16 protein-coding genes are annotated in these 21,394 nt (G+C 39.5%); 15 read left to right on the top strand and 1 reads right to left on the bottom strand.

The features are described 5' to 3' along the window. The first annotated feature begins 62 nt into the window (after positions 1–62). The 13 genes from M3166_RS10805 to M3166_RS10745 all read left to right on the top strand — a co-directional run bounded on the left by M3166_RS10805 (position 63) and on the right by M3166_RS10745 (position 14,524). On the top strand, positions 63–1,046 hold the full coding sequence (locus M3166_RS10805) for a Gfo/Idh/MocA family protein (RefSeq protein WP_251689829.1): 984 nt from the start codon (positions 63–65) through the stop codon (positions 1,044–1,046). Between the two features lie 5 nt (positions 1,047–1,051). Next, positions 1,052–2,050, top strand: coding sequence for a Gfo/Idh/MocA family oxidoreductase (locus M3166_RS10800; RefSeq protein WP_251689828.1), 999 nt, complete (start codon positions 1,052–1,054; stop codon positions 2,048–2,050). 12 nt (positions 2,051–2,062) lie between these two features. Continuing rightward, positions 2,063–3,562 carry a sugar ABC transporter ATP-binding protein gene (locus M3166_RS10795; RefSeq protein ID WP_251689827.1) on the top strand — a complete coding sequence of 500 codons (1,500 nt, stop codon included), beginning with the start codon at positions 2,063–2,065 and terminating at the stop codon, positions 3,560–3,562. Positions 3,563–3,690: 128 nt separating this feature from the next. Beyond that, positions 3,691–4,581, top strand: coding sequence for an ABC transporter permease (locus M3166_RS10790; protein WP_251690049.1), 891 nt, complete (start codon positions 3,691–3,693; stop codon positions 4,579–4,581). 16 nt (positions 4,582–4,597) lie between these two features. Next, positions 4,598–5,569: a sugar ABC transporter substrate-binding protein gene (locus M3166_RS10785; RefSeq protein WP_251689826.1), complete on the top strand. Its 972-nt coding sequence runs from the start codon at positions 4,598–4,600 to the stop codon at positions 5,567–5,569. Positions 5,570–5,587: 18 nt separating this feature from the next. Continuing rightward, entirely contained in the window at positions 5,588–6,604 is a 1,017-nt protein-coding gene (locus M3166_RS10780) for a LacI family DNA-binding transcriptional regulator (RefSeq protein ID WP_251689825.1), read from the top strand. Next, a complete protein-coding gene (iolG, locus tag M3166_RS10775; RefSeq protein WP_251689824.1) occupies positions 6,601–7,623 on the top strand; it encodes an inositol 2-dehydrogenase in 1,023 nt (340 codons plus the stop codon). Before M3166_RS10780 ends, iolG begins: the two co-directional genes overlap by 4 nt. Further along, the gene (gene iolC / locus M3166_RS10770; RefSeq protein ID WP_251689823.1) at positions 7,607–8,590 is read left to right on the top strand and encodes a 5-dehydro-2-deoxygluconokinase; all 984 of its coding nucleotides are present in this window, start codon (positions 7,607–7,609) and stop codon (positions 8,588–8,590) included. The genes iolG and iolC overlap by 17 nt, the downstream gene beginning before the upstream one ends. Before the next feature lie 17 nt (positions 8,591–8,607). Then, positions 8,608–10,074, top strand: a complete 1,467-nt coding sequence (locus M3166_RS10765) for a CoA-acylating methylmalonate-semialdehyde dehydrogenase (protein WP_251689822.1) — start codon at positions 8,608–8,610, stop codon at positions 10,072–10,074. 14 nt (positions 10,075–10,088) lie between these two features. After that, positions 10,089–11,999 (top strand): 3D-(3,5/4)-trihydroxycyclohexane-1,2-dione acylhydrolase (decyclizing), encoded by a 1,911-nt coding sequence (iolD, locus tag M3166_RS10760; protein WP_251689821.1) that lies wholly within the window; start codon positions 10,089–10,091, stop codon positions 11,997–11,999. 11 nt (positions 12,000–12,010) lie between these two features. Beyond that, positions 12,011–12,892 carry a myo-inosose-2 dehydratase gene (gene iolE / locus M3166_RS10755; RefSeq protein ID WP_251689820.1) on the top strand — a complete coding sequence of 294 codons (882 nt, stop codon included), beginning with the start codon at positions 12,011–12,013 and terminating at the stop codon, positions 12,890–12,892. A gap of 11 nt (positions 12,893–12,903) precedes the next feature. Beyond that, positions 12,904–13,749 (top strand): ketose-bisphosphate aldolase, encoded by an 846-nt coding sequence (locus M3166_RS10750; RefSeq protein ID WP_251689819.1) that lies wholly within the window; start codon positions 12,904–12,906, stop codon positions 13,747–13,749. Then, positions 13,742–14,524 carry a 5-deoxy-glucuronate isomerase gene (locus M3166_RS10745; RefSeq protein ID WP_251689818.1) on the top strand — a complete coding sequence of 261 codons (783 nt, stop codon included), beginning with the start codon at positions 13,742–13,744 and terminating at the stop codon, positions 14,522–14,524. The genes M3166_RS10750 and M3166_RS10745 overlap by 8 nt, the downstream gene beginning before the upstream one ends. A gap of 69 nt (positions 14,525–14,593) precedes the next feature. On the opposite strand, the gene M3166_RS10740 is transcribed toward M3166_RS10745, so the two are convergent. After that, complete coding sequence (locus M3166_RS10740; protein ID WP_251690048.1) at positions 14,594–15,484, bottom strand: sulfurtransferase; 891 nt, start codon at positions 15,482–15,484, stop codon at positions 14,594–14,596. Positions 15,485–15,943: 459 nt separating this feature from the next. Here M3166_RS10740 and M3166_RS10735 point away from each other — a divergent pair, with 459 nt between their 5' ends. Together M3166_RS10735 and M3166_RS10730 are read left to right on the top strand one after the other, a co-directional pair. After that, positions 15,944–19,477, top strand: a complete 3,534-nt coding sequence (locus M3166_RS10735; protein WP_251689817.1) for a chitobiase/beta-hexosaminidase C-terminal domain-containing protein — start codon at positions 15,944–15,946, stop codon at positions 19,475–19,477. Between the two features lie 194 nt (positions 19,478–19,671). Beyond that, complete coding sequence (locus M3166_RS10730) at positions 19,672–21,237, top strand: sensor domain-containing diguanylate cyclase (RefSeq protein ID WP_251689816.1); 1,566 nt, start codon at positions 19,672–19,674, stop codon at positions 21,235–21,237. Positions 21,238–21,394: the final 157 nt, after the last annotated feature.

The following is a 21,394-nucleotide window of genomic DNA, read 5'->3' as shown; positions in this document are numbered from 1 at the left end:
ATACAATTACAATTAGCAATAAGGAAAGCGCTTAACTAAATTTACATAGGAGGTTTCTATAGGTGGAATTAAAATGGGGAATTTTAAGTGCAGCCAATATTGCATTTGAACAAGTTGTACCTGCTATCAAAAAAAGTCCGACATCCAAAGTAACAGCCATTGCCTCTAAATCAATAACTAAAGTAGAACGTTTTCAAATTCAGACAGCTTATGATTCGTATGAAGAGCTATTAGCAGATGAAAAACTGGATTCAATCTACATCCCATTACCAAATGAGTTACATGCCAAATATGTTGTAAAAGCTTTGGAGGCAGGTAAACATGTATTGGTGGAGAAACCTTTAGCTGTAAATCTTGAACAAGTAGAGGAAGTAATCGCTGCCCAACATGAAACAGAAAAAGTTGTTTTAGAAGCTTTTATGTACCAGCATCATGCGCAGCATAATATTGTTAAGGCATTTATAGACAAAGGAGAGCTCGGGGATATAAAGCATATCAAGGCACATTTTTCATGGCAGATTGAAGATGAAAATGATATTCGCTTAAAGGCTAATTTAGGCGGGGGTGCTTTGAATGATGTTGGTTGTTATTGTATGCATGTAATTACACAAATTTTAAAGTTTCAGCCTAGTCATATCCACTATATTAAAACTGAAGGACAAGATGTGGACTTAACGGGTGTATGTACGATGGTTGACCGGCATGGGGTGACGGCTACTTTTGTTTGTTCTATGAATATGCCATTTTATGATATGTATGAAATCATAGGTACAAAAGGCAGCATACGGGTGGAACACTGCTTTAGACCTGATTTATCCTACGACCATAATGGTCATATTACGATTTTTGATGAAAATCGTAAATTAATAGAAAAACATACAATTGAAGATGATCAATATTTACGTCAAATAGAAGAATTTGAACGCTGTATAAATAATCCGGACCTTGCTAAACAATATTTGGAAGCATCCATTCAAAATATGAAGTATATACAAAAAGCACATGAGTCTTTAAATAGTCGAATACTTACTGCAATGGGGGAATGAAGGAAATGATTTCTGTAGCATTAATCGGGCTAGGAAGGTTAGGGATTAGTCATGTAGAAAATTTACTGAAAATTAGGAATTTTAACTTAAAAGTGGTCTGCGATAATAAGTTGGAAATTGCTCAAGAGGTCGCAATAAAATACGGGATACCTAAATTTACAGAGCGCACTGAAGATATTTTTGAAGATGAAAGTATACAAGCCGTAGTTATCGTTTCATCTACTACAACTCATTTTGAATTAGTAACAGGTGCTTTAAAAGCAGGTAAAGCTGTTTTTGTTGAGAAACCGCTTACCATCGATTTAGAGGAATCTTTGCAGATAGAACAAGTACTGGTTGAGACTAATGGATTTTGCCAAATCGGTTTTATGAGACGCTTTGATTTTGACTATATGGAGGCAAAGCGAGCGATAAATGAGGGAGCGATCGGTCAGCCCATTTATTTTAAAAGTATAAGCCGGGATCCATATGCTCCACCTCTATCCTTTATAGAACGCAGTGGAGGAATTTTTATCGATCTGATGATACATGACATTGATCTGGCACATTACTTGATGGGGACAACCGTTTCAGAGATTGCTGCTTTCGGCAGTATTATAAAATACCCGGATTTCAGTCAGGCGGGAGATGTGGATCAGGCGTTGGCTTTTCTGAAATTTGAAAACGGTTACATTGGAGATTTAGAAGGAAGCCGAAATGCATTTTACGGCTACGATGTAAGAACAGAAGTAATCGGAACAGAAGGGACGCTGTTAATCGGCAGTAACCGGAAGTCCAATGTTCAAATATTAACAGGCAGCGGAAACCGACATGAAATTATTCCAGTGTTTCAGGAACGCTTTACATCCGCTTATGTCAATGAGTTAAGCGCTTTCGCAAATGCGATTGAACAAGGATTACCTTCATTGGCAACTGTGAGTGATAGTATTCGAGCATTAAAAGTAGCTCATGCTGCGACCCAGTCTTTTAAACAGAATGGGGTGCTCATTCCAACAAATGCTTAAAGGAGTGACAGGATGAAACAATCATTATTAGAAGTAAAGCAACTATTCAAAAGCTTCTCGAATAATCATGTTCTAAAAGGGGTCGATTTTAATGTGAAACCTGCAGAAGTACATGTATTACTTGGTGAAAATGGCGCGGGAAAATCAACACTGATAAAGATTTTGACAGGGGCCTATTCATTGGATAAGGGTGAAATTTACTGGGAAGGGCAACCGGTAAAGATTAACACGCCAATTGAAGCAATGGATATCGGAATTGCAACAATTTATCAGGAGTTAAATGTTATCGAGGAATTAACAGTCTATGAAAATATTTTCTTAGGACGGGAAATGAAAAACAGCAGATTCAGTTTGCTTAACCGCAAGCAGATGATTGAAAAAGCAAAGGAATTATTAGTTCGACTCGGTCAAAATCCTCTTTTGGCAACTGAAACATTAGGTAATTTAGGGATGGGTCAGCAGCAACTGGTGGAAATTGCGAAAGCGCTTATTCTGGAGGCCAAACTCATTATTATGGACGAACCGACATCCAGTTTAAGTGGTCGGGAAGTCGAACAGCTCTATAAAATTGTTGATCAGTTGAGAAATGAAGGGATTGCTATTATCTTTATTTCCCACCGTTTGGAAGAAATTCAGCGTTTGGGAGACCGGATTACGATTTTAAGGGATGGTAACTCCATCGACACGGTAGAAGTGGCTACTACTACACCTGATGAATGGATTGAGCTAATGGTAGGGCGTTCATTGGATGAAAAGTTCCCTAAGAAAGATTTTGAACGCGGAGAAGTTGGCTTCAGTTTAAGGGACTTTGTTGTGGAAGCAGGTCAAGAACCGATTAATCTGGATGTTCACTATGGTGAAATTGTCGGGATTTCGGGGTTAGTCGGAGCAGGCCGGACTGAGTTGGCAAGGGCTATATTTAGTGCAGATAAACGGGTTACCGGAAAAATATTGATTAACGGAAAAGAAAAGAAAATTAAAAATCCTCGACAGGCAATTGATGCGGGAATCGCCTTTATTACTGAAGATAGAAAATCGGAAGGACTTTTGCTCGACTTGCCGCTGGATTTAAATGTCTGTCTGGCAAATATGAAGAAGTTTACAGGCAAATCAAGGTTATTGGATTTAAAGGCAATGAAAGAACAGGCAAACAACTATATCCAGGATTTGCAGGTGAGGCCGAATAACATTGAGTTGAATGCCCGACATTTCAGTGGTGGGAATCAGCAGAAGGTTGTTATCGCCAAGTGGCTTTGTACAAATGCCGATATATTTATTTTTGATGAACCGACAAGGGGAATTGATGTTGGGGCAAAAGTTGAAGTATATCGTCTGATGAATACATTGGTCGATGAGGGCAAGATCGTAATCATGATTTCATCGGATCTGCCTGAAATCCTTGGAATGTGTGACCGTGTACTGGTAATGAATACAGGAAAGATTACAGCGGATTTACCAATCGCAGAAGCTACGCAAGAACAAATAATGAAAGCGGCTACAATCGGCTTATAAAGGGGGAAACTGTAATGGAAAAACTAACGGAAATAGGCGGGGAAATTAGTGTTGAAGCTGAGAAAAGCAGGTTTAATTACAAAGGTTTATTAGGTAAATTTGGATCTTTACTGGCGCTCATTCTTTTAATGATTGTCCTAACAACATTGTCGGATAAATTTTTAACAGTAAATAACTTAATGAATATTGCGAGACAGTCAACTGTAAATGCATTACTTGCACTAGGAATGCTGCTGCCGATTTTAACGGCAGGAATCGACTTGTCTGTCGGCTCTATCTTGGCTATTTCGATTATGTCGATGGGATTAGTTTCAGTCACGATGGGGATGCATCCTATTTTAGGGATTCTAGTTTGTTTACTTGTTGGTGCTGGGTTTGGACTTTTAAATGGTGTGCTGTTAACGAAGCTGCGTCTGCCACACCCGTTCATCTCAACGCTGGGAACGATGAATATTGCTAGAGGACTTGCATTAATTATTACCGGAGCAGCACCAATTGCAGGTTTCCCGTTTTTAATTCAGTACTTCGGCAGTGAATATGTGGGGCCAATCCCAGTGAGTTTTGTAGTAGTAATAATTTTCTATTGTCTGTTCCATGTGTTCTTAACAAGATCACAAACCGGACGATACATTTATGCAATCGGAGGCAACAAAGAAGCGGCAAGACTTTCAGGAATTAACGTAGACCGGGTGTTAATTATTGTTTATACATTAAGCGGTTTAATGGCAGGATTAGCCGGATTAATGATGGTAGGACGTGTCAATTCCGCCTTTCCATTAGCTGGATCGGGCTATGAGTTGGATGCCATTGCAGCTGTAATTATTGGAGGAGCAAGTTTCTTCGGCGGTGTCGGAACGGTATGGGGCACATTAGTAGGGGTATTTATCATTGCAGTATTACGGAACGGTTTAAATTTACTGAATGTATCCGCGGATTTCCAGATGGCTGTTATCGGTATTGTAATCATCGCTGCAGTATTTGTTGATGTACTTCGTCAACGCAAATCAAAATCATCTTAAAAAAGGGAGTGCTATTATGAAGAAATTCAATTGGTTATTACTTATCGTATTGGTTGTCGGTGTACTGACAGCTTGTGGGTCAGATGAAACATCAGGTGAAGTTCAAGGAGCTTCAGGTTCAAGTTCGGATGCCAGTGTTGCAGTAGTTTTGAAAACATTATCAAGTCCTTATTGGAAATATGTTGAGGCTGGTGCAAAAAAAGCCGGTCAGGAATTGGGTGTGGATGTAACTGTAGTAGGTCCATCTTCTGAAGCTGAGGTATTGGAACAAGTAAACATGCTGGAAGACCAAATCAGTCAAAATCCAAGTGCCATTTTATTATCTCCCACACAGCCGGATACAATTATTAATGTGGTAAAAGATGCTTCAAGAAATGATATTCCGGTATTATTAATTGATACAGATGCTGATTTTGAGGGTAAGGTTACATTTATCGGAACAGATAATTATACTGCAGGATTTGAAGGCGGAACTGCATTGGCAGCAATGCTGACAAAAGGAGACAAAGTGGCATTGATTTCAGGTGCGTTAGGGAATCCTTCCACAGATGACCGCATTAAAGGTGCTAAAGAGGCATTACAAGAAGCCGGTATGGAGATTGTAGCGGAGCAACCTGCAAACTCTGATAAATCAGAAGCAATGTCCGTAATGGAAAATATCCTTGAAAAACATGGTGATATCAAAGCTGTATTTTCGGCAAATGATGACATGGCATTAGGCGTTTTACGTGCTGTGCAAGCAAAAAAACTTGATGTGAAGATCTTTGGTACCGATGGAACGGAAGAAGCGGTACAATCAATATTAGATGGCGGCTTAACAGGTACAGTCGCTCAAAGTCCATACAATATGGGATATGAAGGCGTCTCAAATGCAATAAAAGCAATCAACGGTGAAAAGGTTGAGGAGCGTATTGATTCAGGGATTGAAATTGTAACAGCAGATTCAGCCCAGGAATTTATGGACTTCTTAAAATCAATTTCAAAGTAAGCAAAGGGTGTGTTGGCTATGGGAAGTACAATTTATGACGTAGCAAAAGAGGCGGGTGTTTCAATCGCCACTGTTTCTAAAGTAGTAAATGGTACCGGCCGGATTAGTGAGAAAACAATTAAGCATGTGAATGAAGTGATGAGGAGGCTGAATTACCAGCCTAGTACAATTGCTTCTGCCTTAACAAGCAAGAGAACCTATACATTAGGCATTATCGTGCCAAATATAGCGAATCCGTTCTTTGGAGAAGTTACACGCATTATTGAAAAATATGCACATGAGTCAGGCTATACAATGATGGTTTGCAGTACGTACAATAATATCGAACTTGAAGTTCAGAATATTCAACTTTTCATGCGACAACAAGTAGACGGCATGATTATTGCTACTGAACAGATTTCTAATGAAATATTAATGGAATTAAATGTAAGAAATGTACCGATTGTAAAGTTTTCAGCTTTTAATGATTCTGAAAGGATGCTCAGTATTTCAACAGACAATTATAAAGGCGGTCAAAAGGCAGCTGCTTATTTATATGAAAATGGACACCGTCATATTTGGATTATAGGTGAGCAGAGCAGATATAGTGAGCAACAAAGGATTGCCGGTTTTAGAGCTTATTTCGCTCAAAAGGGACATGAACTGGATGATTCTGTAATCTATCATTCGGATACAGAATACGAAGACGCAATCGAAATGGTAAAGCAATTGTTAAAGCAGGATAACCTTCCTTCGGCAATATTTGTTACAACGGATATTGTGGCAGTTATCTTAATGAACATTGCGCAGCAAATGGGCATCCGTGTTCCTGAGGATCTCTCGGTTATCGGCTTTGACAACACAATTTTTGCGCAGCTTTATCACCCGCAGCTGACAACCATCGCTCAGCCAGTCAACGCCATGGGACGTTTAGCGGTTGAATCCTTGATAGATACAATTGAAGAAAAGATTACATCACCTTTTCAGTTAACTTATTTTGAACCTAAATTAATTGAACGTGCTACGGTGAAAAAACTGGAGGTTAAAACAGTATGATAACAGTGGGAGTTATTGGAGCGGGTAGAATAGGGCAGTTGCATGTTAACAATTTAAAGCGTATTCCCGACATCCGAATAAAGGCGATCGCCGATGTTCAGAAAAACTTGATTAGTCAGTGGGCAAAGGCTAATGAGATTGATATGGTCACGGATAATCCATTAGATATTATTAATGATCCAGAGATTGATGCGGTACTGATTTGCAGCCCAACTTCTACACATGCCGACCTGATTAAACAGGCGGCAATGGCAAAAAAGCATATCTTTTGTGAAAAGCCAATTAGCTTTTCTGCGCAGGAAACAAAGGAAGCTTTACAAGTGGTAGAAGAGCAAGGGGTTATATTACAAGTAGGGTTTAATCGACGTTTTGATCAGAACTTTAGAACGGTAAGAGAAAAAGTTGAACGTGGCGAAATCGGTCGAGTGCATACTTTAAGAATTACTTCTCGTGATCCTCATCCACCACCGATTGATTATATTAAGACTTCAGGTGGACTGTTTATGGATATGATGATTCATGATTTTGATATGGCACGTTATATCGTTCAATCTGAAATTGTTGAAGTATTTGTTAAAGGTACTACTTTGATTGATGAGCAAATTGCGGAATGCGGTGATATTGATACTGCAATGGTGCTGTTGACGTTTGAAAATGGTGCAATTGGCATCATTGAAAACAGTCGGAAATCTGCCTATGGATACGATCAGCGGTTAGAAGTTTTTGGGGCGGATGGAGCACTGAACGTGGAAAATAACCGTCCAAATAATGTAACAAAGCTAACGGCAAATGGCATCGAAGCGGAAAAACCATATCATTTCTTTTTGGAACGTTATTCACAAGCCTATATTGATGAAATGCTGGAATTTTACAGAACAATTATGATGGGGCTTCCTGTTGTTTGCAGTGGACAGGATGGGTATGCAGCCGAACTTATTGCCGAGGCTTGCAAAGATTCTTTACAGTTTGGGAAAGCGGTTTCTTTGAGAGGAAGTGAAGAGCATGTTACGAATAAATAAAACAACTGATCTTGTGGCAATCGGTCGGGCATGCATAGATCTGAATGCCAATGAGATTCATAGACCGATGGAACAGACGATGACATTTACAAAATATGTAGGTGGTTCACCGGCTAATATTGCTATTGGGTTAGCAAGATTAGGAATGAATGTAGGTTTTATAGGTAAATTAGCAAATGATCAAATGGGACGCTTCATACATCAGTACTTTGTTGAAGAAGGCATTGATACAAAAGGTATTGTGACCGATCACACAGGTGCTGTAACCGGCCTTGCTTTTACGGAAATTATTAGTCCAAGCGAATGCAGTATTTTAATGTACCGTGACAATGTGGCAGATTTACTTTTAAATTCATCAGAAGTAAATGAAGAGCTAATTGCGCAAAGCAAGTGGTTACTTGTATCGGGTACAGCGTTGGCAAAAAGTCCTTCCCGTGAAGCAGTCTTTGTAGCACTGGATTATGCGAAAAAATATGATACGAAAGTTGTCTTTGATTTAGACTACCGCCCATATACTTGGGAATCTGATAGAGAAACAGCTGTTTATTATAATTTAGTAGCTGAAAAATGCCATTTAATTATAGGGACACGTGAAGAATTCGATATGATGGAAGCTTTATTGCAGGAAAGTCATGAGGATGAAGTGACAGCACAGAAGTGGTTTGATTATAGTGCGGATGTTGTCATTATTAAGCATGGCGGTAAAGGCTCCATTGCTTATAGCAAAGAGGGAGAGAAAGTACAAAGTGGCATTTATGAGACAGCTGTATTAAAGACATTCGGGGCAGGAGATTCTTATGCTTCGGCATTTCTGTACCAGTATTTACAAGGTGGTTCGTTGGAGGACAGCATGAAATATGGAAGTGCTTCAGCTTCAATTGTAATTTCAAAACATAGCTGCTCTGATGCAATGCCGACATTAGAGGAATTGGAAAGTAAAATTATGCAAGGAACGTATATCAAATAAAACTAGGGGGTATTTACATGCAAATTTCACAGAATATTCAACAAATCGGTAACTATATTAATGGTGAGTGGGTTGCGCCAAAAAGTGATCGTTACGAAGATGTATTCAATCCAGCGACAGGAGAAGTAATTGCCCGTGTAGCACTTTCTTCAAAAGAGGATGTCGAACTCGCTGTTTCAACAGCAGAAATCGCATTTGGAGACTGGTCAAGAACACCGGTACCAAAACGTGCGCGTATATTATTTAAATATCAGCAATTATTAGTGGAAAACTGGGAAGAGTTAGCGAAGCTAGTAACATTGGAAAACGGTAAATCGTATTCTGAAGCTTACGGTGAAGTACAGCGCGGAATTGAATGTGTTGAGTTTGCGGCTGGAGCCCCAACATTAATGATGGGATCACAATTACCGGATATCGCCTCTAATATTGAATCGGGTATGTACCGCTATCCAATCGGAGTTGTCGGTGGAATTACACCATTCAATTTCCCGATGATGGTTCCTTGCTGGATGTTTCCATTAGCAATTGCTTGCGGTAATACATTCGTTTTAAAACCTTCGGAGCGTACACCATTATTAGCAAGCCGTTTAGCGGAACTGTTAAAAGAAGCAGGATTACCAGACGGTGTTTTCACAATTTTAAACGGTGCGCACGATGTGGTGAACGGTTTACTGGAACATAAATCAGTAAAAGCGATTTCATTTGTGGGATCTCAGCCGGTTGCTGAATATGTATACAAAACTGGAGCGGCAAACTTGAAACGCGTACAAGCTTTGGCAGGTGCTAAGAATCACTCCGTAGTATTAAAGGATGCAAATCTGGACTTCGCAGCAAATGAAATTACAAATGCTGCATTCGGTTCTGCAGGTGAACGTTGTATGGCAGCCGCGGTTGTTGCGGTAGAAGAAAGTATTGCGGATGAATTTGTAGCGAAATTAAAAGAAAAAGCAGATACGATTAAAATTGGAAATGGAATCGAAGACGGTGTGTTTTTAGGACCGATTATTCGTGAGCAGGCTAAAGAACGTACACTTGGATTTATTGAATCAGGTATCGCTCAAGGTGCAACAGTTGTCAGAGATGGACGCGAAGACAAAGAAGCGGCAGGAGAAGGTTACTTCTTGGGACCAACAATTTTTGATCATGTTGGGCAAGAGATGGACATTTGGAAAGAAGAAATCTTTGCCCCGGTATTATCGATTGTTCGAGTAAAAGACCTGGCTCATGCAATTGAAGTAGCGAATGCGAGTACATTAGCCAATGGAGCTTGCTTATATACAAATAGTGCATTAGCTATTCGTGAGTTCCGTGAAAAAATCGATGCAGGGATGTTAGGAATCAATGTAGGTGTACCTGCACCAATGGCATTCTTCCCGTTCTCTGGATATAAAAATTCATTCTATGGAGACTTACATGCGAATGGTAAAGACGGCGTAGAATTTTATACACGTAAAAAGATGGTGACAGCAAGATTTATAGATTAACGAGGTGAAGATAAATGGAAACAATTCGTTTAACCACTGCACAAGCGGTCGTCAAATTTTTGAACGCACAGTATATTTCTTTTGAACAAAAAGAGCAACGTTTCGTACATGGTATTTTCACGATTTTTGGACACGGCAATGTGCTTGGCTTAGGCCAGGCACTTGCTGAAAATCCGGGAGAACTGGTAGTTTATCAAGGTCGTAATGAACAGGGCATGGCGCATGTGGCAACAGGATTTGCAAAGCAGGCATTACGTAAACAGATAATGGCATGTACTTCATCTGTTGGTCCGGGAGCGGCTAACATGGTGACAGCTGCAGCAACAGCGACAGCAAATCAAATTCCGTTATTGCTTTTACCGGGTGATGTCTTTGCAACAAGACAGCCAGATCCGGTCCTGCAGCAAATTGAACAGACATACGATTTATCGATTTCAACAAACGATGCGTTTCGCGCTGTAAGTAAATACTGGGATCGTGTAACACGTCCCGAGCAGCTGATGTCGGCAATGATTAATGCGTTTCGAGTATTGACATCGGTTGAAAATACAGGGGCAGTAACGATTTGTTTACCCCAGGATGTACAAGCAGAAGCATGGGATTTTCCGGCGAGCTTCTTTGAAAAACGGGTTCATGTAATTGACCAGCGCATACCAGCGCAACATCAATTGGAGCAAATCGCTGAAATGATCCGTCAAAGCAAAAAACCGCTAATCATTGCTGGGGGCGGTGTCCGGTATGCAGAGGCTAGTAACGAACTATTGGCTTTTGCAAAGGCGCACCAAATCCCGGTAGCTGAAACACAGGCTGGAAAAAGCGCCATTGTCTCATCGGAACGTTTGAATGTGGGTGGAATCGGCGTTACAGGGAACAGAGTAGCCAATACCCTTGCAAAAGAAGCGGATTTAATTATAGGAATCGGTACACGCTTTACCGATTTTACAACGGGCTCTAAATCACTAGTAGGTCGAACACCACTCATTGCGATTAATGCTTCACCATTCCATGCGCAAAAACTGGATGCAATTCCGGTCATTGCGGATGCGAAACTGGCAATCAAGAAGCTCGGGCAATTGCTAGAAGGATATACCACCCAGCATGATCAGCTTGATATGTATAAGGAACAATGGGAGCAAGAACTGCAGCGTTTAAAAAATCAGACGTATCAGATTGGTGGACAGCTAGAGATTGCCGGTCAGTTGGATGAACAGGTACCGGATTATATCGATACACTGCAGACAACTATGACTCAGACGAGTGCTTTTATGCTGATCAATGAAAAAGTAGATAAAGACGCGATTGTCGTGGGCGCAGCCGGAAGTTTACCTGGAGACATGCAACGTTTATGGAAAACAAATGTCCCGAATACGTATCATATGGAATACGGCTATTCTTGTATGGGGTATGAAGTGGCGGCTGCACTTGGTGCGAAAATTTCCAGCCCTGAACAGGAAGTATATGCAATGGTTGGAGATGGCAGTTTTCAAATGTTACATTCAGAATTTGTAACTTCCCTGCAGGAACAGAAAAAAATCAATATTTTACTGTTTGATAATGCCGGATTTGGCTGTATTAACAATCTACAAATGGGTAATGGTATGCCGAGCTATAAAACAGAGTTTCGCTACCGTGAAGGAAATGATCATCAAGGGGCTGTTATGGCGATTGATTATGCAAAAATTGCAGAAGGCTATGGGGCTAAAACATTTACGGTACACACATTGGAACAGCTGGAAAGTGCACTAGCAGAAAGCAGAAAAAGCAATGTCAGCACATTGATTGATATAAAAGTGCTGCCTAAAACAATGTCCGATGGCTATGACGCATGGTGGCATGTTGGAGTAGCTGAAGTAGCACAGTCAGAAAGTATTCAGCAAGCCTACGAAAATAATGCGCAACAGAAATTAAAGGCAAGAAGTTATTAGGAGGGTAGTAGATGATTGAATTGGGTATTGCGCCAATTGGTTGGACAAATGATGATTTACCTGAGCTAGGCGGCCATATTACATTTGAACAATGTATCAGCGAGATGTCGTTGGCCGGATTTAAAGGTTGTGAAGTCGGCAATAAGTTTCCGCGTGACCCGGAAGAATTGCGGCATTATTTAATACCACGAAATTTGCAAGTTGCGGCCGCTTGGTTTAGCAGCTATTTAACAACAAAGCCGTATGAAGATTCGGCACAGGCATTTATTGAACACCGAGACTTTTTGCATGCGATGGGAGCCAAAGTAATTGTTGTATCTGAGCAGGGTAATAGCATTCAGGGAAATCCATCGATTGCAGTCACTGCAAGCCAGCCTGTATTTACAGAAAAAGAGTGGAACTTATTGATAGATGGATTGGAGAAGCTCGGAGATTTAGCTGCAGAGAAAGGCATGAAAATTGCCTATCATCCCCACATGGGCACAGGTATTCAGACAAACAGGGATATAGCACGCTTAATGGATCATTCAGATTCTCAAAAGGTATCGCTACTTTATGATTGCGGCCATTTGTATTTTGCACGAGAGAACATTTATGAAGTGTTGACCAAATATATGGACCGGATTGTTCATATTCATTTAAAAGATGTACGTGAAGAAATACTGGTACAGGTGGAGCAACAGCAACTAAGCTTCTTGACAGCAGTAAAAGAAGGGGTTTTCACAATACCCGGGGATGGAAAAATCGATTTTACCCCGATTTTCGAAATGATTAAGCAAAGCGATTATTCCGGCTGGATTATTGTGGAGGCGGAACAAGATCCGGCTAAGGCAAATCCGCTGATTTATGCTAAAAATGCAAGACAGTTTATTCATGAACATGCAGGATGGTAGGTGAGGAATAGATGACACTTGTAACAGTAAAAGAGCTTACAGACAAGGCTTATCAAAATGGCTATGCAATTGGCGCATTTAGTGTTGCCTCTACAGAAATGATTAATGGTGCCATTCAGGCGGCAGAGCGTACTAATGCCCCAATTATTCTGCAAATAGCAGAAGTGCGGTTAAAGCAAACACCTCTTCATATTATAGGACCTGCCATGGTACAAGCAGCGAAAGAGGCAGCTGTACCGGTAGCGGTTCACCTTGATCATGGATTATCTGAGCCTGTAATAAAGCAGGCATTGGATTTAGGCTTTACTTCCGTAATGTTTGACGGCTCAATGTTTCCTATTGAAGAGAATATCGCCAAGTCACAAAAAATTTCTCGAATGGCCCGCCAATATTCAGCATCATTTGAAGCGGAGATTGGAAAAGTGGGCGGTTCAGAAGATGGTACGGAAGATATTGAAGCACAATTGACGGCTCTTCATGAAGCGAAGCTGTTTCTTAACCAAGTAGATGTAGATGTACTAGCTGTTGCAATCGGCAATAGTCACGGCTTTTATAAAAGTACTACACAAATTCGTTTTGACCATTTGGAAGTATTGCAACAGGCTTTGCAGTATCCATTTGTACTACATGGTGGTTCAGGATTGACGGAGCAAGATTTTCATGTAGCAATTACACAAGGTGTTGCAAAAGTTAATGTAGCAACATCCACATTTCATGCAGCCTTACAAAAAGTAAAGGAACTCGAACCAATGCAAGACTATTACGAGTTACATAATGCTTTAATTGATGGTTCTGCAGAAAATGTGGAAAAGCATATCCATATGTTCAGAAGTGCCGGGAGGGTTCAGTATGTATAAAAAATTAACTCAGGATTTTGGATACATCGCCTTAACAGAAAGGTCCGATCCAGATTCCTTGATGGATATTGGTATTTACCTTTTAAAAGCAGGGGAATCGGTCACATTGCAAGATGAATTATGCGAGATGGCTGTTTTGCCTTTAGAAGCACATGTTGAACTTCAATGGGAAACGCAACAAATAACAGTAAAACGACAAAGTTTATTTGATGAAGAACCCCATTGTCTCCATGTGAGTAAAGATACTATTGTAATTGTGAATGCTATCGAAGACAGTCAAGTACTTGTACAAAAAACCGATAATACATCGAAGTTTGATGCGTACCTTTATAAACCTGAGGAATGCCAAAGTGAGGATGCAGGGGCGGAGGTATGGAATGATACAGCATTCCGAACAATTCGAACAATATTTGATTACACAAACGCGCCATACTCTAATCTTGTGATAGGTGAAGTAATTTCCCATCCTGGAAAATGGTCCAGCTATCCGCCACACGTACATCAACAACCGGAAGTCTATTATTATCGCTTTGACCGACCACAAGGATTTGGTTGTGCGATGATCGGCGAAGAGGCCTACAGAATAGAGGATCATAGTTTTATTACTATACCAGGTAACTTAGACCATCCTCAATCGACAGCACCAGGTTATGCAATGTATTTTTGTTGGATGATTCGTCATTTAGATAACAAACCATGGACTGAACGAATATTCGTAGATGAGCATAAATGGTTATTGGAAGAACAACCATCTATCTGGCCTCATAAAAAATAAAATTAAACAAAAGCAAGCTCTAGATCAATTAGCAAAATGATCTAGAGCTTGCTAGTTTTTAGGGATGTATTAACCTGTCACTAACGGACAACTCTCATCCGCCGCCCACTCATTCAACGACCCATCATAAACTGCCACATTTTCCTGCCCTAATTTATTCAGCAATAATGCGTTCCATGTCGCAGCAATTCCTCCGCCGCAATAAGTAATCACCTTTTTATTTGGATCTAGTGCACCCAATTTTTCAAATGTAGCACGTAGTGTAGCATCATCGTTCAGTAAACGTGTTTCCGGATTTGAATGAGATCCGAAAAAGGCATGCTTGCTTCCGGGGATATGACCAGGGCGCGGGTATGTTGTTGTTTCACCTCGGAAATCTGCCTCTGACAAACTGTTTATCAATACAATATTTTCATCCCCCAAAGCAGCTTTTACATCTTCTTTTGATACAATCAGATGCTCACGGCGTTCTCCTGGAAACGGCGCAGGTTCATAGTTGGAGATTCCTGATTCAGTTGGACGACCATCGAGTTTCCATTTACGGAATCCTCCGTCGAGAACAGCTACATTATCAAAGCCTTCATATTTTAATTGCCAGCGTAAACGTGCCGACCAGTCAGATGCTAATATATCGACATTTACTAATGGGCCGCGGTCATAAATTACTACATAAGTTTCTTCGGTAATTCCTAAAGGTTCCACAGCTTTCAGAAATTGCTCTCTTGTTGCAATTGTAAAAGGTGCCTTTCCTTCAGGGTTAGTAAAGTCTTTCAGTAAATCCGCATAAGCCGCTCCGGGAATATGATCTTCTTTATAAGCTTCGAAACCGGACCATAGCTCTGGAAACCCTTCGCCCTCAGGAATTTTTAAGAACGTTGATGCATCGATTAAGCGTAAGTTTGGGTCTTCCAGTTGTGCCTCCAACCAGTCACCATCCACTACATATGGAATATTTCTCATCATTATCAAGCTCCTTCTATATTATTCTTACTGAATTACTCTGTATAAAATTTACTTTAGCACAAATTATTAGTGAGTTCTATTTGCTGCTTTGTTATATGGGCAAATCTAACATAAGGTAGATGAGCTAGCTGTGATAGTAATGGATATAGAAATTTTATGTAATATATAGAATTAACGATAGATGAAACAGAAATTATTAATGAGAAATAAGACCCTAATTAATATAATAGGAGAAATTACTCTACTAGATATTTCTGAAATTTAATAAAATTTAAATATTGGATAAATATAACTTTCATATTCATTACTATTAAGGATAAAAGTAAGTATTCCTTTATAAGAAAAATTTTTGAAAGCTAGTAAGAATCTATTTAATCTCCCAAGGCAAATCCTCTAATTAAATAAAGAAGGGTTTGCTTTTTTTTGAGATATAAAAAATTATAAGGAGCTAAACAAATGAAAAATAGTGGATTCAATTTCGTTTCCAAAATTGCTTTATCATTTTTACTTGTAATTTCGATGATTCTACCTCACTTTGCAGTTACGAAGGCTGAGACAACAGGTGCTATTGGAGTTGGAGATGCGATCAGTCAGTTTAATCCAGCTTCAGTTAAGCCCGATGTAACAGTAGAGGGTTATATAGTAGGGTTTGCGAAAAGTGAAACCTCTTATGTAGTAGAAGCTGAAACCGATACGAATATTGCTATCGCGGATACACCGGGTGAAACCGATGTAACGAAAATGCTCTACGTTCAATTGCCAAATTCACCTGCTTCAATTAGAGCCGAATTTGGGTTAAAAACGAATCCTGGAAATCTTGGTAAAAAAGTAGTAATAACAGGTTCACTGGAAAAATATTTTGGTAACCATGCAGGATTAAAATCACCTAGTTTCATTCAGTTTGTTGGTAATGATACACCTAATCCAGAAGAGCCGACACAAGTAGCATCTATCAAAGCTTCTCCGACAACAGGCGAAATTTATGCAGGAACAAATGTAACACTATCAACGACTACTCAAAATGCAACGATTTATTACACAACTGATGGTTCTGAACCGACGACAGAAAGCACGGTTTATAATGGATCGACAGGTATTATTGTTGATGAAGCGATGACAATTAAGGCATTCGCGACAGCATCAGACTTGGCCAATAGCGAAGTTGCAACATTTGATTATACGATCAAAACAGCGCCAACAGCTATCTCAATTGAAGAGGCACGCAATAAGGCAATCGGCGAAGAAGTAATCGTTTCGGGAATTGTCACAGCAAAACTAGAAACAGCGACAGCACATATTCAGGACGAAACGGGTGCGGCGATTGCAATTTACCCTGCGGACAGCCTTTCAGCAAATGTGGGAGACTTTGTTTCTGTTCAAGGGAAAGTTGATGAATACAGTGGTCTTAAACAGCTAACGAAGATTACTCTTATTAGTAAATCAGCGGCAACTTTACCAGAGCCACAAGTTGTAACAAGTATTGGAATTGCAGAAGATAATGAATCACGATTAGTAACACTGAAAAATATAGAAATTACCGGGTCTGGCCAAAACTATACGGGAACAGATGCAGCAGGTACATTTGCAATTTATGATAAATTGAGAGATTCAGGTTTAATAAGTGGAAAAACGTACGGGGAAATTACGGGGATTGTTGGCCAATTTACAAACCATCAGCTTCTTCCAATCCGTATTATTGAAGATACCTCAAAAGTACAGAATATCCAAGCTTCACATACAGGTGGCGTAACAGCCGGCACAAATGTAACACTTTCTACAATTACAGAAGGAGCAACAATTTATTACACAGTGGATGGTTCACTACCGACTACAGCAAGCACTGTATATACGGATCCTATTACTGTCAATGATTCGATGACGATTAAAGCTATTGGAGTTAAAGAAGGCATAACGAGCAGCGCGGTTGCAACATTCGTTTATGAAATTATAGATTTGGACAATGCGACAATCAGTGACATTCAAGGGGCAAATCATACTTCGCCATATGCAGGATTACAAGTAAACGATGTAGATGGAGTTGTAACTTTTGTAATTGACGCTTCAAACTTCATTATGCAGGAAAATACATCGTTCGATGGTGTGAAATCAACTGCAATTAAAGTGAACAAGTCATCGCATGGCCTAGCGGTAGGAGATTCAGTGAAAGTAACAGGAACTATAACAGAAGCTGGCGGGAATACGCGTTTAAAAGATACGCAAATCGCTGCTAATGAGATCGAAAAAACAGGTACGGATACTGTTCCTAAAACACTAGTTATCGGTGAAGATTTAATCCCACCGAACAAAATTATCGATAATGACAGTTTTGCAATTTTTGACCCACAAGAAGATGGAATCGATTTTTGGGAGTCCATCGAGTACATGCTTGTGTCATTCCCTGATGCAAGAGTAGTAGGACCGATGTATAACAATGATTCGCCAATCGTCGTTCCTAATACAACAAACAATACATTTAACGATAATGGCGGTTTAAATATCGCTGCTGATGATTACAACCCTGAAAAGATTATGCTGGAAGGAGTATCAGCGAAAAACTATGAATCAGGCGATCGTTTTAATGATGCGCTGATCGGTTTTGTAGAAAACTTCTCTGATGGTTACCGCCTGAATACGAATAAAGTATTCCCGGAAGTAACAAAGGCGAACATTCAGCAAGAAGTAACACATCTTGAACCAGTAGCGGACAAGCTGAATTTGGCATCTTACAATATCGAAAACTTTTCGAATAACAAGGATAATACATCCGATGAAAAAGCTGCAAAAATTGCTTCAACATTTGTAAACAATATGAAGTCGCCGGATATTATTACATTAGTAGAAGTACAAGATAATGACGGTCAAACAGATTCAGGAAATGCCGATGCATCAGAAAGTTACTTGCGATTAATTAACGAAATTAAAGTAGCGGGAGGTCCTCAGTATGACTGGATTGATGTTATGCCGATCAATAATACAAGCGGTGGTGCACCAGGCGGAAATATCCGTGTAGGGTACTTGTATAACCCTGAACGTGTATCACTTGTTGATGGGACAAATGGAACAGGAGAGCAGGCGAATGCATGGACAGAAGAAGGCAGCCTTGCATTGAATCCAGGTTTTGTGAATCCTTCAAAATTTGAAGATACACGTAAACCGATTGCAGCGGAATTTGAATTCCAGGAAGAACGTGTTGTCGTGATTGGTGCACATTTAAATTCTAAAGGTGGGGACGATTCGTTATGGGGTCCAACACAGCCACCGGTTTTAGGATCTGAACCGGAGCGTATTGAGCTTGCACAGGTAATCAATGACTTTATCGATGAAGGTCTTGCAAAAGATCCGGACGTGAACATTGTCGTAGCGGGTGATATGAATGATTTTGAATTTACACCGGCTCTTGAAGCATTAAAAGGCGACGTTTTAACAAATATGGTGGACAAGGCACCTGTGGAAGATCGTTTCAGCTACTACTTCCAAGGGAACAACCAAGTGCTGGATCATATTTTAGTTTCTAACAATCTTGCAGAAGTAACAGAGATTGATATGATTCATATTAATGCGAACTTTACTGAAGCACAGGGCCGTGCATCTGACCACGATCCGGTATTAGTCCAAATTGATTTGAAATCTGGTAAAGAAGAAACACCGGTGCCAATCGTACCGGAAAACGAGTACAATTATAAAAACTATAAAACAGGCAAGTTAATTATGAACCGCCCAAGTATTTCACTTACATTAGGAGAAAATACAGATATTAAAAACGGCATTGCGGTATTTAGTGAATATGCCGAATTCCACGGAACAGGGTTTGCAGACAAAACTGTAACGATCAGTCCGAAAAAAGGAAATGCGATTATTGATTTTAAAGGAACAAAAATCAATCAAATCATTATTGAAGGTAATCATGTAAAAGAAATACGTAATCTGCCCTCCGATGCGAATATTACGTATACAAAAGGGGCATCACCAGAAACAATTGAGTTTAAATAATAGATAACGGGGAGCATCGCCAAATTGGGAAATGGATTTGGTGATGCTTTTTTACTGGTTCATTACATAAATTTCTAACAAGATTGTCATAAATATGTTGCATATGCTGATATGGAATTAGTCCTGCTATGTTATAATACTAGCAATTATATTAAATCAAATATATCTACCTATATTTGGACTAGGAGATTATAATGTTTTCGTTACGAAATTTCATTAAATTAAAATATTTATTCATATTAGTCATTGCCCTTGCCTTTGTACTTTCAACGCTAATCAGTGTTTACAGCAACTACAAAGGAAATATGAAATTAATGCAAGAACAGACACTGGAAAATAATCGGGTATACGCGCTGAAATTAGCGGAAACAGTCGATAAATTTATTGTTAATTCAACAAACACGATGCGTTATAGTGCAGCAGAGATTGCCTATGACTTTGAAAATATAAACAAATTGCAGGATGTAGCAAACCGTCTTTATTTACAAGGCGATACATTTAGTTCTGTTCTCATTGTTGATGCGGAAGGCAATATTATGGTGAATGCACCGCAATCTCTCGGTGAAGCAGGTAAAAAGGTTCCATCCATAAATGGACTGGAAAACTATGATAAACATGAACCTTTTGTTTCAGATCCATATATTTCACCTACAGGACGTAAAGTCATTACCATTTCGATGCCTATTTATGATGAATCGGTAAAATTTAAAGGAGTTTTGAGCGGCACGATTTATCTGTATGACTCCAATATTTTTGAATCGATTCTAGGTGAACATCCTTATGAAAATGGATCTTATGTGTATGTTGTCGATACTCGAGGAAAAATTATTTATCATCCTAGAAAAGAAAGATTAGGGGGAGATGCTTCCAGAAGCGAGGTAGTTGTTCAATTATTAAAAGAAAAACGTGGTGCTTTAGAAGCTGTTAATACATTTGACCAGCCAGTACTCGCAGGGTATAGCCAAAGTGAAAAAACACGGTGGGGGATTATTGTCCAAACACCATATGATGAAGCGCTTAGTATGGTAGGGCAACAAGTGCTAAGTGTGTTTAAAATTGGTTTACCTTTTATTATATTCTCAACAATTGTCGTATTTTTATTGGCCAGCCATATTGTTCGTCCTCTTGAAAAAATAGCGGAAATCACAGAAAACAGTGTGAAAGATCAAGAGATGAAAAAGCTGAAGGAAATCCGGGCCTGGTATTACGAGGTGTATAAAATACAGGAAGCACTCATCAGTAGTTTTTCGGTTTTACATGGGAAAGTGAATACACTGAAAGAAGAAACATCAACAGATTCACTAACAAAGCTATTGAACCGCCATACTTTTGAAAAGAAAATCAAAGTACTAACTGAGAAGCAAAAAGACTATACGCTCGTTATGTTGGATGTAGACTGGTTTAAATCAATAAATGATACGTATGGTCATATTGCAGGGGATGAGGTACTGCAAGTTTTAGCAAGTAAACTAAAAGAATCGTTACAAGAAGATGATTTAGCATGTCGTTTCGGGGGAGAAGAATTTATTCTTGTCTTTACAGAAACAACGATTGAAGATGCTTATGAACGCGTTGAATTGCTTCGGTCAAATGTTCAGCAAATTATTAATCCTGAAGGAGAAGCTCTTACATTTTCTGCTGGTATGGCAAATTATCCGCTACATGGTGACGAACTAAAGGCTATTATTGCAAAAGCCGATGAAGCGTTATACAAAGCGAAAGATAACGGGCGCAATCGTGTAGAAGTCACAAATGCATAATTTAAAAATCCATTCTTCTTTAAAAATTAAGTGGAACTGTTTACTCTACATGGCATTGCTGGGTAGAGTTTTTTTATATTATAGGGATTGAAAAAACTGTACAGAAGAATGGTGAAAATTATTCAAATTTATAAAGGGTGTTCTAGTTAATTGATAA

Source organism: Solibacillus isronensis, from assembly GCF_023715405.1.
Lineage (GTDB): Bacteria > Bacillota > Bacilli > Bacillales_A > Planococcaceae > Solibacillus > Solibacillus isronensis_B.
Note: the sequence above shows the minus strand (reverse complement) of the source record. Positions and strands in the feature narration are given on the sequence as shown.

What these genes read in the sequence shown, in the direction of transcription:
- M3166_RS10800 (WP_251689828.1), top strand. Translation starts at nt 1,052, where the DNA reads ATGATTTCTGTAGCATTAATCGGGCTAGGAAGGTTAGGGATTAGTCAT.
- M3166_RS10795 (WP_251689827.1), top strand. Translation starts at nt 2,063, where the DNA reads ATGAAACAATCATTATTAGAAGTAAAGCAACTATTCAAAAGCTTCTCG.
- M3166_RS10790 (WP_251690049.1), top strand. Translation starts at nt 3,691, where the DNA reads ATGATTGTCCTAACAACATTGTCGGATAAATTTTTAACAGTAAATAAC.
- M3166_RS10785 (WP_251689826.1), top strand. Translation starts at nt 4,598, where the DNA reads ATGAAGAAATTCAATTGGTTATTACTTATCGTATTGGTTGTCGGTGTA.
- M3166_RS10780 (WP_251689825.1), top strand. Translation starts at nt 5,588, where the DNA reads ATGGGAAGTACAATTTATGACGTAGCAAAAGAGGCGGGTGTTTCAATC.
- iolG (WP_251689824.1), top strand. Translation starts at nt 6,601, where the DNA reads ATGATAACAGTGGGAGTTATTGGAGCGGGTAGAATAGGGCAGTTGCAT.
- iolC (WP_251689823.1), top strand. Translation starts at nt 7,607, where the DNA reads ATGTTACGAATAAATAAAACAACTGATCTTGTGGCAATCGGTCGGGCA.
- M3166_RS10765 (WP_251689822.1), top strand. Translation starts at nt 8,608, where the DNA reads ATGCAAATTTCACAGAATATTCAACAAATCGGTAACTATATTAATGGT.
- iolD (WP_251689821.1), top strand. Translation starts at nt 10,089, where the DNA reads ATGGAAACAATTCGTTTAACCACTGCACAAGCGGTCGTCAAATTTTTG.
- iolE (WP_251689820.1), top strand. Translation starts at nt 12,011, where the DNA reads ATGATTGAATTGGGTATTGCGCCAATTGGTTGGACAAATGATGATTTA.
- M3166_RS10750 (WP_251689819.1), top strand. Translation starts at nt 12,904, where the DNA reads ATGACACTTGTAACAGTAAAAGAGCTTACAGACAAGGCTTATCAAAAT.
- M3166_RS10745 (WP_251689818.1), top strand. Translation starts at nt 13,742, where the DNA reads ATGTATAAAAAATTAACTCAGGATTTTGGATACATCGCCTTAACAGAA.
- M3166_RS10740 (WP_251690048.1), bottom strand. Translation starts at nt 15,484, where the DNA reads ATGAGAAATATTCCATATGTAGTGGATGGTGACTGGTTGGAGGCACAA.
- M3166_RS10735 (WP_251689817.1), top strand. Translation starts at nt 15,944, where the DNA reads ATGAAAAATAGTGGATTCAATTTCGTTTCCAAAATTGCTTTATCATTT.
- M3166_RS10730 (WP_251689816.1), top strand. Translation starts at nt 19,672, where the DNA reads ATGTTTTCGTTACGAAATTTCATTAAATTAAAATATTTATTCATATTA.